The following is a 16,319-nucleotide window of genomic DNA, read 5'->3' on the forward strand; positions in this document are numbered from 1 at the left end:
TCTTAGTTGACGCGTGCACGTTCCTGACGGAGTTGCTGACAGACACTCAAGATTTCCCTGTTACGCTGCTGGGATTTAAATAATTCCTTGCTCAAGTCCTCACCAATGCTCATGACTTCGGACATCACGTCTTCCATCAAACAGTGCGGCTGATTCTTTACGTAGTCGCCAGCATGATGACAAAAGCTGAACCCTGGAACTCTCGTCATTAAGCGAAGCGCAAAGAGCAGGACCTTGTCCCATACATCATCAGAAACCTTCATCGCACCGGCTTGCGCAGAAACTCCTGGATATAACAACGCTCGCTTGCTAAACACCCCTCCATACTCTTTCAAGAGAGAACATAATCTCGCATGAAGAAGCTCTGGATTCTCAGGCCCGACACTTTTCACAATCTTTTGTATCGCCTCCATCACTTCAGGAAGGAGAGACACCACACGCTGCTTCTCCGGGCCTCTGGTACGTAAGACTGCATGGAGCGACAGCATTCCGAGGCTGTACAGATCGCTGGGAACATGAAAGGATCGATACACAAGAGTCCGTGTTTGATTCCAGACGTCGTGTTGTAGGGACTGAAGACATTCCCACGTCCTCATATCTATTGGCTCCGTCTTGCCATCGATAATAAGCCCTCGCTCAACTGATCCGACCTTTTTCCCCCACACCGCAATCGAACTCGTGTTCCCATTTGTCATGGACAGTGTGACCCGGAACATATCTTGGTCGGAAAATTCCGTAACAGAAAACTTATCTCCTAATATGTGGAGACGAACTATTCCCTGAACAGGTTCGGACAACGAGGTATTGTGGCGAATCTGTTCCAGTGAACGGATCAAGACGGTGGAAACCTCAGATTGTCCTAACGGCCAATAACGAATTTCCGGTGATTGAAAACTTTCCTCCATCCCTGCTGTCGGCCTGAACAGCATCACGTCTACACCTGAAGGCAAGCCGTCAGGAACTACGGGTACGGCAGAATTTGAATCGGCAATTTGGACCGTGAATTGCCAACGAGATGGCAGCAGAGGATCGATATTTTCAGGAAACAGTATGCAAAGATTATCTGGCTGAATATTCAGTAGCGGTCGTTGAGTTTCTGAATGAATTCGCAGTACCGCCCCACTGACTGTCGCCAAAAGACGCCATTTGAGCCAGAGGGTTTCCAAAGGCGCCACGGCACCCCCAGAATCAGCAAAATGAAATTGTGAACATTTCGTAAAACGAATTGCTAAGGAAGGAAGATCCACGCGTGCATCGGTGAAGACCTCTTCTTCCGTCCAATTCGCACACACGTCAGGCCATGAGGCGCCACTAAGAAGATCACAAAACGCCTCCCAGGGAAACCAGGAAAGTGAAGAAGAATAAATCTTCTCGATCTGAGGAGTGGGCTGACTCATCGTTGACTGCTGTTCCGGACAGAGAGGAGGCTCCTTCTTCGGCAGATGCCAAGAGCTATTTGATGTAGGTAAAACAGCAAGGCGGGATCCTGGCCGTGAATGAGGAATAAAGTAGGAATAAGGATCATGTGATATCATCGAATCCCTTTGCCTTGATACCAACGAACATGATGGAACCTCCCCACTTCAAGACCATTACGTTCTTCCGTGCTATTCCCAATATGCTTTTTTGATGCCAATTAAAAAGAACAAGCGTTTATTGCCAAACTGCTGTTAAGCTCAAGAAACCAAGAAATGTGCCAATTCAGATTGTGCTGATATCTAGTGAATCGAACACTTCAAGCGAACGTGACAATACAATGGGTGAGATAATGGAACAGGCACCTAAAATCTCTGTGTCCCTAAGACACATCCAGAAGACTGTATCTAAACAGATACAGCTTGTATCTGATCAGATACGCGACAGAGAAAGCGTGAAGTTTCGTGTTGTTTGAGAGAATAAACGATTGAGGATAGCCGAACGAGACAATGGAAAAGCTTTCTGGATAAGTAACAAGCTATTGACGAGGTTTTTCTACTGTGAGTGCACGCTCCAGGTCGAGAATCTCCTGACTTTTAGTGAAGATGGCGGCTGAGGCCCCGAGTAAAACCTTTACACCCCGCGTGCCTTCTTGATGACGGATCCCTTCTAGATTCCTCTCTAAGGCACGAACATATGCCTCGCCCTCACTGACGACGTCCTCAGATACGAGCTCTTGGGAAAATGGTCGTGTGCTGACAAAGGCTTTAATCACTTCGTCTCCAAAGGGTTGGGCAATGATAAAACGCTCAGCAGAATTTTCTCCTCCAAATTCATAGATCTCACCTTTCCGAATCCTCGCCTGCTTTCGGAACAGATTTGGGACTAAATGAACCACTTTCCCATCAGCCTGGAAGTAGTCTAACTTTAGATATCCATCTCTATCCGATTGCACATAAACGACTAAAGGTTCATTGTCCACGTATCGCCCGTCAGCATTATTCAACCAAATTTTGAGCGCAGTTGAAGGGCCGGGATTAAGAGACGGAGACATCAAGACATCCTTGCGCTGCTTGAGCTTTTTCCTTCTCGCAAGTTCTTGTGTGACTGACATTGGATCGAGTACCCCTGTAATACGAATACAGATCTCCTGACCTGTCTTGGTCGTATCTTTAATATGAACCTGCTCCAACATACCGGCACTAATACTATGAATAGAGTCTTTTTTTAGTTGAAAATCTTCAACCTGTGATGACGATTCCACCCAAACCTTATAACCACTGACGGCTTGCTCTCGAGCACGTGCCATGGCCTTCGCTTTTGCGTCACTTGGCGTTTCATCATCTCCATAGGCATAACACCCCAGACCTTCCACAGCCTCAAGCTCATTTGCGGATACATTCTGAATATACATTGGAGTGACGAACAACGAAACAATGATGACCAATCGCGACAATATATTTTTGACTTCCATCACACCCTCCTTCCTCACTAGGGCACACGCACAGGCTCCACTGCGAGCACCTGATACGGTAGAAATGACTGATTATCGATATCATCATGAATCTCGTTTAATGGCTTGATGAGACAGCTCTGATCTACATACGGGATAGTCTCAACTCCACAAATGATCTTGGGAGTGGACTGATCCCTGGATAAATCGAAGGCAACACGCTTAAGGCAAAGGGCCATGCGAACAGGTGTTCCTAATGTGGTGAATTTTAATCGTCCACGACTGCCTACTGTGGTTATCGTGGCACAGCCCGTACAGATTCCAGCGTACATATCCAATGGGGGGAGCTTATCACCTTTCCACCTTGCATGAATTTTGGCAAGAACGGCATGAATGGCGAATGCACATTGAACGGCATTCTGGGCATCTTGACGAATCTCACGCTCAGATTCACGCGGAACGGGAATTCCAAAATGTACAAGAAGTCCATCTTGCGCATAGTCCTCAACGACGCCACGATAGTGCATGATAGTTTGTTCGATTTCTTCAAAGTAATCGTTGGTCCATTCTAAGATCTGCTTTTGTCCGAGATGATCCATTGCGATAGAAACGCCATCCAGTCCAACCGCCAATGTCGTCACTGTAAGATCCTGAGACCGGTGACCATCTCCATGCAAGAGAGTCTCACGTCTATTCCATAGATGTTCCACAATCACAGGCGACATATATTGAGAAAACATCGACCGTAGTTGTTCTTTTTGTCGTGACATCAGATACCGTTGATACGCCATCCCAATCCCATAATGTGCGTTGACGAGCGACACGAATGGCGCAACATCCAACCAAAAATGTCGCACGTTAAAGAGCGCAACGGACACCACAACCACGAGCACAAGAAGGAGTAGTGAAAAGACTGACACTTGAGTCGCGTTGGTCGGATAGACCATGATAAAGATCCAACAACACACACCTAGCATTGCGAGGCTCCATTGGACGGTACTAGAGGACGAGCGATGGACAAACGATTTGTCGAGTATAGTTTGAACCACGTTTGCGTGGACTTCTAATCCGGCCATCAGTCGTCCTTCGCTTTCAGCATGAGACTGCGAGAGAGTTTTGACAGTTCCTTTGCCAAATGGTGTTTGATAATAATCATGCAACGTCACGGCTGTGCCTCCTACCAGAATAACTTTACCTTTCACGTCATCAGCATCAAATTCTCCCTTCACAACACGCCATAATGGTATGGAAGGAAACGTTCCAGGAGGACCGTAAAAATTGATGAACATTTTGCCTTGAGGATATGGAATCTCTATCGGACCAAATGTCGCAACGTCTGGAACAGTGACATCCAACGGAAATTGCCCAGTCGGATCTATAGAGAGACGCGCCACTTCTGCTCCGAATGTGATGAACGGTGTGAGCTGTGTGTTGGCATAGCTCACACCAAGGAATGGAATCGAACGGAGCACGCCATCTGTATCGAGAGAGAGATTGATCAGCCCTTCTCCCAACTCATATTTCCGAAATGTTTCAAGCGGACTTACGTGATCACCCGCTCCGATATATCGCGCAAGAACGACATTCCCAGCCTGCTGAATGGCCTGGCTCAGCGCCGCATCTTCCGCAGGAACTGTGCGTCCTGAAAACACCATATCAAACGCAATTAGGGCTGCACCGCTAGCACGAAGATGCTCGATCGCCTGCGCATAATGGATCCGTGACACTTTACTGGGAGACATTCCAAGATGTTCAATCGTCGCCTCATCGTTCTCGACCATGACAATTGATGTTTGGAGATCAGGTTCACCTTTCAATTGAACTCGCATATCGTATGTGCGCCGCTCCAACCACTCAAACCCATCAATGCGATAGAAAAAAAGAACGACAAGCGTAATGCCGATGCTGAGCCAGAGCCCAACGCACAGCTCGTGGCGTGATTTTCCACGAACAATCATAAATCTATTGAATATCTAGGACACTCACGTGCAGAATTCACCTTTTCCCATGATTACTTCCAATATCGCCTGACGTCATACCAGAGGCATCACCGTAAGACAGTGGTTATCCCGCATCCATAAAGAAATCGTAGATCAGATGCAATAGGCACTCGATATGCTCTAGAGTCGCAAATGACGGGTAACACATCTGGGGGAGAGGAAAGGACCGCACATTGTCGAGAATTCCTGCTCATCTTTCTATTACCTGAAAATGAAGAACGAACAAGTTCATTCGAATACCGTGAGTCCAAAACCAAGAATTCAGGAATATTAAAGAGTCGTCCTTCGACTCCTGCAACCAGAGGATCTGTGATGATAATCACCTTGGCACCATTCAATGCACGGAGAATCGATGAATCCTGACGAATCTTTTGCGCATCGGCATTGCTAATCATAATGTTGGCATTGAAGGTTCCTAATCGCTTGAGCCCTTTGATTCGAAGAGGCTTAGCTCCCACGCGGCCTAAGGAATTTGTCTTCTTCTTTTTTTCAACAACGCCAATGACATGGTTCATTGGGAGCGAAAGCTTCGAGTTTTCAAGCAGCATATATTGAGCGAGACCGTAGTCCTCTGCAGCTGTTCGCGAAACCACGTCGGGACCATAGACAAGCCGTTTATGTTCATCCACGACCGTAGGAAACACGACGGGCTTGAGTCGAAATCCCCGCGCATCGAACACCACGCCAGAGTACTGTCCGTGTGGGAGGTTGGCAGACAAGGAAGACTGAGAAAACGTTTTTTCCTCGAGAAGACTTGACGTAAGAGAATCCCTTCCATGTAAACGCATCGAGACTTTCAGCTCCACACTACCATCTGGATGAACCGTGCGTTCGATGACCTTGGCATTTCTGATTGCACCCCGAACTCGCGTATTAATTTCATCCTTCGTTACAATCAATTTCTCTACGACCGTTTCAGCATCAACTTGAATGCCTTGAATAATTTCCAACAGATTTCGTAGCGCCACAGACATTGCCGCACGTTCCGCCATAGCCTCAGCTGCAGCTGCAACTACGTTTGGAGGAGAGATACCAAATCCACTAGCCAAGACAGTTCCATCTGTCCAATTGACAGACCCCATGGCATGTTGATCAAGAACCGCTTGATGATGCCGACCTGATTCCTGAGCCAAAACCCCTGTTGGAGGCAGCGCAAAGAACACCCAAAGAGTCCAGATAAGGTTACGAACAATCATACTGAGACCTAAGTCATGAGCCTGCCGAAGGGTCGAAGGACGAACCATCATTCTGAGCCCTGAGCTTGCCGAAGGGTCGAAGGATCAATCCAACACGACTAACACTCTTGCGTTTTCAAGAAACTCAAAATGTTCAGGAACCACATGCAGCATCTGTGCATCAGCATCACTCACCACATAATCCGTCTTATTATCTCCATCAATTCGAAGCACCTTCACTTCTAACGGTACATTGGTGACACGAGCATGTTCCTTTGCTGCTGACAGACCCCTTACATAGGCCACAATACCTTGAGACTCGGCTACGGCCTTTTTCACATACTCGGCACTGTACACCTCACGCCCATCTTCCATGACAACTCGAGGACTCATCGCTCGTTGAACTTGAAATCCCTGTGCATCCAGAACTAATCCAGTGTACATGGAATCCTCCTCAGGAGATGGAGTACCTGAGATCGGTCCAGTATGTAGATCACCTGGAATGAGAGACGGATGAATCTCTGGAGCAAGGAGGTTCGGTGGGAATGAAATGGGCCTACGTGGTTCCGCCGGGGATAGAGACAACGCTGACGAGAGCTCAGAATTCAATCCCATTTCAACAGTAACCTGAAATGAACCATCTGGAAATTCCTCTTCGTGAATCACTCGAGCACCGTGAATAATCCCTTGGACTTTCGTGTTGATCGTATCCTGTTCGACCATATAGTTTTTAACCAGTGTATGGGAATTCACACGAACCCCCTGAACAATTTCCAACAAATTCCGATAGGCAACAACACGAGCAGCACGTTTTGCCATCTCTCGGGCATGCCGCGCACTCACCGCGTCAGCAGGCGGCACGCCTATCCCCGTGGCACGAATTGCCCCGTTCGTCCAATCCACTTCACCTTTCGACGGAATATGATCAACAATAAAGGCATCGGATTTTAAAGACTGAGCCAAGGGAACACCAGAATATCCAAGCACAATCCCAACTGAAATTAACAAGAGAAGCGTCATGACAACCCGCGTTGGATTTGAATTACTCTTTTTCATTATCGACCCTCCTTCGAAACAGAAATTGCCGAACCGAAAACCACTCCATTGATTCACGCAATCATTTCTAAGATTTCTTCACATTCAACAAACTCAGAAATCATTCATCAAGAAACTTACCCTGAGCATGCCATGATGCTTCGACAGGCTCAGCATGAATCTGTCGAATGGCCCTTCAGAGTATGCCCCCTGAGTTAAGACTGTCGAAGTGCTTACCCTGGGTTCATCCAGACACCCTCATATCCTAAAAAGCCTCGCCAATCAATTCATAGTAAGCCTGTCGAACTTTCACCGAATAGTGAAACCCCGTAACCGTAATTCTATTCTCAGAATGAGCAAGCCCTGTACCACGAAACCAAATCCCATCAAGAATAACGTTTAGATTCGGTATACGGTTAATGTATAGAAAGTTTTAGAACGAGCGGACTGCATATAAACAAAGATGCAACTGACTCGGAAACATAAACAAAACAAGCGGATCTAATTCTTTGAAACCAATTCTCAACATTTTAAAAGCTAAACGACACAACTTTAGAGACGGGATTAAAAAGGCAGGAGTGCTATTGAATAAAATACTATTACAAACTCTGGGTCAAGTTAGAAAGTCAATACATTAACAAAGCAACAAGTCTAGAACCTAACGAACTTACCCTCTGACATACATGTTATCCAAAAAGATACAACCTGTATCCAATTGGATAACATCGCAACTTCTTTCGGGAAATTCAAAAGATAAATCCAACCATACAACATGCATTTTGCCAACATTCATGAATGTTTTTATCTCAGAAGTCATCCTGCATAAAGAATGGACAATCGGTACTAAAATTGCTCCTGAATTTAGGAGATAAAATCTTTCTTTAGTGAAGGAAGAGTTTTTTCTTGACTATTAATTTCACAACCGTAAACTTGTACTGCTTTTCTTCCTGTTAGTCACATGGAGGTGGCAATACTTTTCATTCTACAGACAGATTAACTATGCTCAAAAGCACTGCTGAATATGAGATAGTTTAATTTTCAGAGATTGCAAATGTTCGACGGGATGGACAGTAGTTGTTACTACGGCACAAGCAAAAGATATTGCCGCAACACACCACTGAGGAATAGATAGGTGATTATATGAAAACTGCTGACAGTAGAAATTAATGTTTGGTTAGCTAAATTTAGTTTTCTTGATAGTAAGTCCTCTATTTTTACTCTTCTGGAGGTGCTCAGATGCAACTTTCTAATCCTCAACCCTGGAAATTTACACTTTCTTCGATTCTGTTTATGTTTCTTGCTCCGACTCTTGTATGGGGAGCCTCTCTCACGCCATCCGAATTTAAGGATCTTGGATTTTTCGTCGGCGGCACCGGCACTGGCACCCGTGTCTTTAGGTCTCCTAATCTAGCTCGTAATGCGAACAATATGAGTGCCAAAGCACTAGACGACGAAAATGTCGATAGGATTGGCGCAATCACGGTAGAGGATGATGGAACCACGACAGGCGGAGCCAACGGGATATTTTCTGGATTCGATGTCGATGCGATCTTCCTGGATCGCAATGGAGATCTATCGATGAATGATGTGGTTAACGGCATACCAGATAGAATCAATCCTGACTTTTTCCGATTCGCCCCTGGGTCGACTCGCCCCACTAATACATCTAGCTTAGAACCCACTGCATCACGACCCACATTTGGTTCTGAGTTTCCTCCTTCTACCGGGAATGGAGTGGACGAAGGGACTGCAACGCTCACGGTTTTAGGTGACGCAGATGGCAGAATCCCCCCAAATGCCTTTGGGTTTTTATCTCTTGGAGATCGCGTGGATCCAGGTCTCGACCCAAATGATCCGTTCGGTTCAAATAATGCACAGTTGGAAGCTAGCTTTGGGCCTCTGGGTGTAAGCAGAGGCAACGCGACCAACGGCAACACGTTATTTTTATTCGTTGGAGAAGTGGGGGGGCAACCGGGAGAGGTGTTAGGTGCTACCTTCGCAGTTAGGGATGTGCCAGAAATCCCAGAACCCTCAACTGCACTACTCTTCATAACTGGAGTGTTTATATTGGCAGTTGTCAGACTTAAAACCAATTGCAAAGCTTAGATTGGGCAATATAACAAATCTCAAGGGAGCTTTAATCGTGTGCTGGATCTACACTCAAGGGAAGATAAGGACGTATCTGTGCTTATCCAATTTACCCGTTAGGAGAGTCAAGATGGGATCTTCATCCAGGGAACTAAGGGCTTTATCAAAGGTTCTGAGAGCTGTGATTGCTGCAGTTTTCATTTTTCAAGGTATCAGTCCAACCTTTGTTCATGCCCAGGTTGTTCTCGATGGTACTCTTGGAGGAAGTATGGGTGATCTTGTGGGTCCTGATGGTTCTATGTTCGATCACAATATAACTGAAAATCTTGGGACGTTATCTAATAATGGGAAAAACATTTTTTTCAGTTTTTCTCAGTTTGATATTAATGCTAATAAGACTGCCAATTTTAGTGGGCCAGCAGGCATCAAAAACATTGTCAGTCGAGTTACTGGTGGACAATCAGAGATTATGGGAACCATTGCTTCAACAATTGATTCAGCCGATGTATTTTTACTTAATCCCAAGGGTATCTTATTTGGCCCGAATGCCACATTAGACATAGATGGATCATTTTATGCTAGTACTGCCAATAAGCTTGAAATCGGGGGAGGAATATTTGACTTTAATACGACGGTTGGACAAGCGTCAGAATTGATAACTGCTAATGTAGCCTCATTTGGGTTTACTAATGCTCCGCCGGAAGGAAACATAACCATTAAGAGCCTTGATACTAAAGGTGCGCAAACCTTTTTCGTAGGGCGAAATGTGCCAAAAGGATCTAGCACTATTCCAGGAATAGAAATAAAAGAAGGGGCTCTTCTAAGCCAAAATGGAAAAGTCAACATAGTCAGTGTGGGTACCCCAAATATTAATTCTAATGGGAAAGTTCCTTTAACTCCACTAAACCTTTCGGATTTTCGTGGAGTAGGCTTTGATTCTTTGGGTACTATCAAAATGCAAGACGGGGAAATAAATGTAGTAGGATCTGGACAAGGAAGCATTTTAATCCGTGGCGGCGAACTCATAATTGAAAATTCTTCAACTATAGAAGCGTCCAAGAACACCCCTGGCAGTAACCCTACCAACCCAGCAATCGACGTCTTTGCCAAAGAGTCAATATCAATTAAAAATAGCTCTGTTTTTGCAAATAACACCTCTACAGGAAATATGGGTGATATTCTATTTGAGACGGGAAACTTTATCTTTAGAGAAGGCACTATCAACCTAGACGTGGCTCCAGAAGCTATGAATAGCGCATCATTAGATGTAAATATCGCCAACGGAGGAAACCTAAACATCAACGCTGGCCGTGTAGAGATAGGTCGCATAGACCAGGAAGCGGATGCCAGTGGTTTACCGACACGTATTACTGCTGTCGCGGGACAAACCCGCCAGGGTGGTTCTGTTGAGTTTAATGTCACTCAACTTCCCTACGGCACAGTTCTACTTGATGAAAACTCTACTCCTGTACCTGCCAAAGATATTGGCTTGGTTGTTATTCAGAATGAATCGACAATTGAAACTGACAACGCAGGAAACCTCGGCGCTGGAGGAGAGATAACTATCGAAGCGAATGTTATTAATATGAAAAATAAAGTAAATATAAACAGCACCGCGCGGGGGCTTGCAAACGGAGGGAATATTACACTCACAGCTAACGAATTTCGGCTAGCCAACGGAGTTTCGATTGCCTCCGACGCAGGACCGCGTCGTGACAGCACTCTCTCTACTCTCGGCAACGCTGGAGATGTCACATTAAACATTGGGGCACTTATTACCGAGTCCGGGCCCAACCGAGTTAAACTTGATGACAGAATTCAGGATTCTCCCTTCACCGGAAATCTCATCAGCAGCACTAGTTTCACTCCAGATGGCCCATTCGGTGCTGCTGGGCAAGTGATAATACAGGGGAAGGATGTTGATGATAATGGGATCCGAGCTGCATCCCTAGTCGCACTCAATGATACCACTGTCCGAACCACTCTCGAAGGTGAAGGCCAAGCTAACGAGCGAGGCAACATCATCATCAGAGCCACAAACCTCAAACTCGAAAATGGCACCAGAATTCAGGCAGATACAACTGGCGCAGGCGATGCTGGTTCTATTGAGCTAAATGTTACGAACTTGACGACACAACCCGGCCAGGGCGAAAGTGCAATCCGAATTGGCTTGGATTTGGATAATCCGACTGACACCACAGACACCACAGGCGTACTCATCAGCAGTAGCAGCAGTAGCCCGTCGACAAGCTCCGGCAGTGCTGGACAGATCAATATTCAAGGCACGGGGGAAGGGGGTACCACTGCGAATAGCATCAACCTCACTGATACAGCCGTCCGCACGTCCCTGACGGGTGGAGGAGAAAGTACTGATGGAACGGCCACCGCAGGCGACATCCTCGTACAGGGCAGTACCATCACGTTTAATAATGGCACACGTCTGTCGGCCGATGCCTCAGGTGTTGGCGATGCCGGCACTATCACAATGAAGGTCGCGAACCTGACCTCAAACGGAACTAAAGGCGGCGACATCCGTATCCCACTCGCGGAAACTGACCCTCCTCAAACCACAGGAGTATTAGTCACCAGTAGCAGCGGAACAGAGAGCACTAACGCGAGTGCCCTCTCAGGAGCCGCCGGAACGGTTACTCTTTTAGGAACCGGTGATGAGAATAGCCTCGCAGCCAGCGTCAGCCTTACTGACACATCTATCCAGACTATTTTGCGCGGGCAAGGTCGAGGAGAGAATACAGACATGTCGGAAGACAACATTGGTGATAGCTCACTGAATCCTGCCAATATCACCCTCGCCTCCCAGGGGGTCCAACTCAATAACGGCGCCAGAATTGAGGCCGATACAACCGGTACTGGCGACGCCGGCTCAATCACGATGAAGGTTGCCAGTTTGACCTCGACCGGGGCTGGGCCTGTGCGCATTCCCGTCGATCCGGATGATGTCACACAGACCACCGGTGTCTTGATCAGCAGCAGTAGCACTAGCCCGTCGACCGGCTCCGGCAATGCTGGCACCGTTACCATTCAAGCCCCAGAGAACGATACCACCACTGCACCTGAAGTGAACCTTACCGATACAAGGATTGCAACGACCGTCGCTACAGGTGGAGATGGGGAAGGTGGCACGATTCAGCTCCTGAGCGATGAAGACATTACTCTCACTGACACCACCCTTTCAGCCAACGTGCACGATCGCGCGAGCAACAGTGATACTACCGTGGCCAGCGTGACAGTGACAACGCCGAAAAAACTCACCATTCAAGGTGGGGGCCTGACGGCTCAAACCACCGGCACCCGCGACGCGGGTGAAGTGGCATTAAAAGTGGGCGCCCTTGAGACTAACGCCGGCCCCACGATCGAGACCGTCCAATTAAGCAGCAGCAGTACCAGTGCGCAGCCCGGCGCGGGCAACGCCGGCCAAGTCACTATTGGGGGACCGGGCAGTACGACAACTAATCCCACCGCTGTCCCGGGCATGATCGACTTAGTAAACACCATGATCAGTACGGCCGCTGCCGATCCCACGAATGCCGCGTTTAACGGCGATGGCGAAGGGGGGCCGATCATCATCGAGAGCAGTGACACGATTACCCTCTCCGACACCACCCTCTCCGCTAACGTCCATAATGCCGCGGGCGATAATACCTCGACGGCACGAGGCGACATTACGATCGAGACCCCCGGGAAACTCACGATCATTGGAGGCGGCCTCACCGCAGAAACTTCTGGCTCGCGCGATGCCGGGCAGGTTGCCCTCGCCGTCGGAGAACTGGAAACCAGCAAGGGTGAGTCTGCCGTCATCCTCAGTAGTCGTAGCACCCGTCTGCAGACCGGAGGTGGCAACGCCGGTCGCGTCACCATCGGCGGCCCCGGCACCACGCCAGAGGCCCCCACGGCCGTCCCAAGTAACATCAATCTCGCTGAGACGACAATTGCTAGCTCGGTTGCAGTCGGCGGCGATGCCCAAGGCGGTACGATCCAGCTGCGTGGGGGCCAAGCCGTTACCCTCACCGATACCACGCTCTCGGCCGACGTCCATAACGTTGATATGTCAGACGCCTCTGACTCCGCCTCGATTGCCGCCAGCGTCACCATCACCACCCCCCAAAATTTAACCATTCAAGGTGGGAGTCTCACGGCTAAAACCACTGGGACCCGCAATGCGGGGCAAGTCAACATGCAGGTCGGCGCCCTAGAGACCAAAGCCGGACCCACGATCGAGACCGTCCAGTTAAGCAGCAGCAGTACCAGTGCCACGGCGGGCGCGGGCAACGCCGGCCAAGTCACTATTGGGGGACCGGGCAGTACGACAACTAATCCCACCGCCGTCCCAGGTACGATCAAATTAGCTAACACCATGGTCAGCACGGCCGCCGCCGATCCCATGAATGCCGCGTTCAACGGCGATGGCGAAGGGGGCCCGATCATCATCGAGAGCAGTGAGGATATTACCCTCACCGATACTACCCTCTCCGCCAACGTCCACAATGCCACGAGCGATGATAATACCGCGACGGCCCGAGGCGACATTACGATCGAGACCCCCGGGAAACTCACAATCATTGGAGGCGGCCTCACCGCAGAAACTTCTGGCTCGCGCGATGCCGGCCAAGTCACCGTGCAAGTCGGGGCTTTTGAGACCAATGCTGGTCCCTCGATCGAGACCGTCAAGCTCAGCAGCAGTAGTGGTGAAGGCAGTGGCAATGCCGGCGATGTGTTTATCAACACCGGCTCTCCTGGCGCTGGATCCACCCCAACCAGCTTAGCGTTCACCAACACCGATATTTCTACCGCCGCCCATGGCACTGGCGAAGGCGGGACGATTGAACTGGCCGCCTCCCAGACCATTAGCTTAGATGATTCTTTTATTGCGGCCGATGTGGCTGGGGGTACCGACAATCCGGCTGCAATCTCCACCGGCAACATTACTGTAACAGCCCCAACTCTCACCCTTACCAATGGCAGTGACGTGACCGCCGCCACCAGTGGCAGTCGCAATGCCGGCACGATCCGGCTGAATGCAGACATCGTGACAGTCAACGATGGCGCAGCGCCCACGGCAACCGACGACGCCCGGTCAAAAATCAGTAGTAGTAGTAGTAGTGGCACAGGCAGTGGCAATGCAGGAGATATCTTCATCAACACCGGCGCAAGCACTGGCTCTACCCCGACCTCCTTTGCCTTCACTAACACCGACATATCTACCGCGGCTAACGGCACCGGCGAAGGCGGAACCATTACGCTAAGGACTACTGACACAATCAGATTGGATCACAGTACCCTTTCGGCTGACGTCGCCAATGGAACGGATATCCCTGACCCGACGACAGTGTTGCTCACACCCACCGGGAATATCAGAGTAGAGACCCCCAACCTTACGATCACCGGCGGAGGCCTTACCGCTCAAAGCACCGGCGAACGGAATGCCGGTAACATCGACGTCCAAGTCGGAGCCCTTATCACCCAAGTTGGCGACCTTGCTATCCAGGTGGGTGGGCAACCGACCACTCGCGTCCAGATCAGTAGCAGCAACACAGGGGCAGCCGCGAACTCTGGAAACGCGGGAAGTGTGACCATTGAGGCAGACAGTGCCACGCCAAACGCCCCTGTCGACACAGCTGGGACCATTGTTTTGAATAACACCGACATCAGCACGGCCGTGGCCTCCAATGGAGCAGGAACCGGCGGCATTATTACGATTACCTCAAATGGGACGACTAACACCTCTCTGTCAGTCACAGACTCCAGCATCGTCGCTACGGTACATGATGCACCATCAGGTATGGCGAATGATGATCTCGCAAATGTAACCCTCAAAGGTCCATCGACGACCATCACTGGCCTTGGAGGTGAGAACCAGAACCGTGGAATCGAAACTGAGACAACTGGGAGCCGGAACGCTGGAGACGTCAATGTAAAGACGGACTCATTTTTATCAGATGGGGCTCTCATCACAAGTAGCAGTTCGGGAGCCGGCGATGCGGGGAAAGTTATAATTGAAGGTCAAAATAGTCCCGTCGCTGGACCCGTCACAATTATGGACACCACCATCCTCAGTGACTCTAGATCTACCGGTAACGCTGGATTAATTATGATTGATGCCGCCGGCGACATTACGTTAGCAAACAACACAACAATATCGGCCCAAGCTACAGGTCCTGGGGATGGCGGCAATGTCGACGTCACAACCACCAAAGTACTTGAAAGCACCAACACCAAAATCACCACAGAGGCCTTTTCTGGCAAAGGTGGCTCGATCAAGATTGCAGGACTCACAAAGACTGTCCTTGATTCCACAACGGTTTCCGCAGAAGTCAAAGATCCAAATGGAGAAAAGATTGGTGGCGATATTACGATCACTGGCGGACAGACAAATGCCCGTAACCCTAATTTCGGTAACGAACAACTTCTTCTCCGCAACGGTACTGATGTATCTGCATCAAGTGCAGGAAAAGGCAATGCGGGTACGGTTAAATTGCAAGCAGCAGGCACTCTCCGTCTTACTCAAAACAGCAACGTGACAACAACAGCTACACAGGCATCTGGCGGAGACATAGAACTTAATGCTGACTTTATGATTCACCTTCTCAACAGTAAGCTTGAAAGTTCAGTGGGTGGTGGAGACGAAACGACTGGCGGGAATATTCGCCTTGATCCAGAATTTATAATTATTCAAAACAGCCAAATTCTTGCTCAGGCCACCGCAGGAACTGGTGGAAACATCGATTTAATAAGTAATGTGTTTCTTCGTGACGCCTTTAGCACGATCGATGCAACTTCAAGTTTCGGAGCGAGTGGCATTATCACTGTCGCTTCAGCACTTCAAAATCTCAGCGGTGCGATCGCTCCACTGCCAGAAACCATTATTCAAACAGCGGCGTTGTATGGCGAACAGTGTGCGGCACAAAAGGGTGGAGAATTTAGTAGCTTGAGCCTTCGTGGACGAGATCGAATTCCGTTTGAACCGGGCGACTATCTGCTCACCCCGCTACTAAAAAACAAGCCCGGCGACGATCTGTTGCAACACTCACGTCCCTCTCTCACGCCCATGGCTTCTCGGCTTGGGCTTCCAGTCTTGGATACGGAACCTCTTGCCGTCTTTACTTCCGTTGGTCAAGGTGGTTGTCGTTCATGATG

7 protein-coding genes are annotated in these 16,319 nt (G+C 48.9%); 2 read left to right on the plus strand and 5 right to left on the minus strand.

Translation table 11 applies throughout. The annotated features are described in order from the left end of the window. Positions 1 to 2 precede the first annotated feature (2 nt). The 5 genes from ACWQXP_RS13685 to ACWQXP_RS13705 form a co-directional block, all read right to left on the minus strand. On the minus strand, positions 3 to 1,397 hold the full coding sequence (locus tag ACWQXP_RS13685) for a hypothetical protein (protein WP_454063432.1): 1,395 nt from the start codon (positions 1,395 to 1,397) through the stop codon (positions 3 to 5). 557 nt (positions 1,398 to 1,954) lie between these two features. Continuing rightward, a complete protein-coding gene (locus ACWQXP_RS13690) occupies positions 1,955 to 2,890 on the minus strand; it encodes a DUF4384 domain-containing protein (RefSeq protein ID WP_454063433.1) in 936 nt (311 codons plus the stop codon). 17 nt (positions 2,891 to 2,907) lie between these two features. After that, entirely contained in the window at positions 2,908 to 4,827 is a 1,920-nt protein-coding gene (locus ACWQXP_RS13695) for a CHASE2 domain-containing protein (RefSeq protein ID WP_454063434.1), read from the minus strand. A gap of 89 nt (positions 4,828 to 4,916) precedes the next feature. Continuing rightward, the gene (locus tag ACWQXP_RS13700) at positions 4,917 to 6,116 is read right to left on the minus strand and encodes a hypothetical protein (protein ID WP_454063435.1); all 1,200 of its coding nucleotides are present in this window, start codon (positions 6,114 to 6,116) and stop codon (positions 4,917 to 4,919) included. Between the two features lie 33 nt (positions 6,117 to 6,149). After that, positions 6,150 to 7,100: an LPP20 family lipoprotein gene (locus ACWQXP_RS13705; protein WP_454063436.1), complete on the minus strand. Its 951-nt coding sequence runs from the start codon at positions 7,098 to 7,100 to the stop codon at positions 6,150 to 6,152. Positions 7,101 to 8,315: 1,215 nt separating this feature from the next. Here ACWQXP_RS13705 and ACWQXP_RS13710 point away from each other — a divergent pair. Together ACWQXP_RS13710 and ACWQXP_RS13715 are read left to right on the plus strand one after the other, a co-directional pair. Continuing rightward, positions 8,316 to 9,185, plus strand: a complete 870-nt coding sequence (locus tag ACWQXP_RS13710) for a hypothetical protein (protein WP_454063437.1) — start codon at positions 8,316 to 8,318, stop codon at positions 9,183 to 9,185. 112 nt (positions 9,186 to 9,297) lie between these two features. Beyond that, entirely contained in the window at positions 9,298 to 16,317 is a 7,020-nt protein-coding gene (locus ACWQXP_RS13715) for a two-partner secretion domain-containing protein (RefSeq protein WP_454063438.1), read from the plus strand. Positions 16,318 to 16,319: the final 2 nt, after the last annotated feature.

The sequence above is a fragment of the Candidatus Nitrospira salsa genome (assembly GCF_965152625.1).

What these genes read in the sequence shown, in the direction of transcription:
- ACWQXP_RS13685 (WP_454063432.1), bottom strand. Translation starts at nt 1,397, where the DNA reads ATGAGTCAGCCCACTCCTCAGATCGAGAAGATTTATTCTTCTTCACTT.
- ACWQXP_RS13695 (WP_454063434.1), bottom strand. Translation starts at nt 4,827, where the DNA reads ATGATTGTTCGTGGAAAATCACGCCACGAGCTGTGCGTTGGGCTCTGG.
- ACWQXP_RS13710 (WP_454063437.1), top strand. Translation starts at nt 8,316, where the DNA reads ATGCAACTTTCTAATCCTCAACCCTGGAAATTTACACTTTCTTCGATT.
- ACWQXP_RS13690 (WP_454063433.1), bottom strand. Translation starts at nt 2,890, where the DNA reads ATGGAAGTCAAAAATATATTGTCGCGATTGGTCATCATTGTTTCGTTG.
- ACWQXP_RS13700 (WP_454063435.1), bottom strand. Translation starts at nt 6,116, where the DNA reads ATGATGGTTCGTCCTTCGACCCTTCGGCAGGCTCATGACTTAGGTCTC.
- ACWQXP_RS13715 (WP_454063438.1), top strand. Translation starts at nt 9,298, where the DNA reads ATGGGATCTTCATCCAGGGAACTAAGGGCTTTATCAAAGGTTCTGAGA.
- ACWQXP_RS13705 (WP_454063436.1), bottom strand. Translation starts at nt 7,100, where the DNA reads ATGAAAAAGAGTAATTCAAATCCAACGCGGGTTGTCATGACGCTTCTC.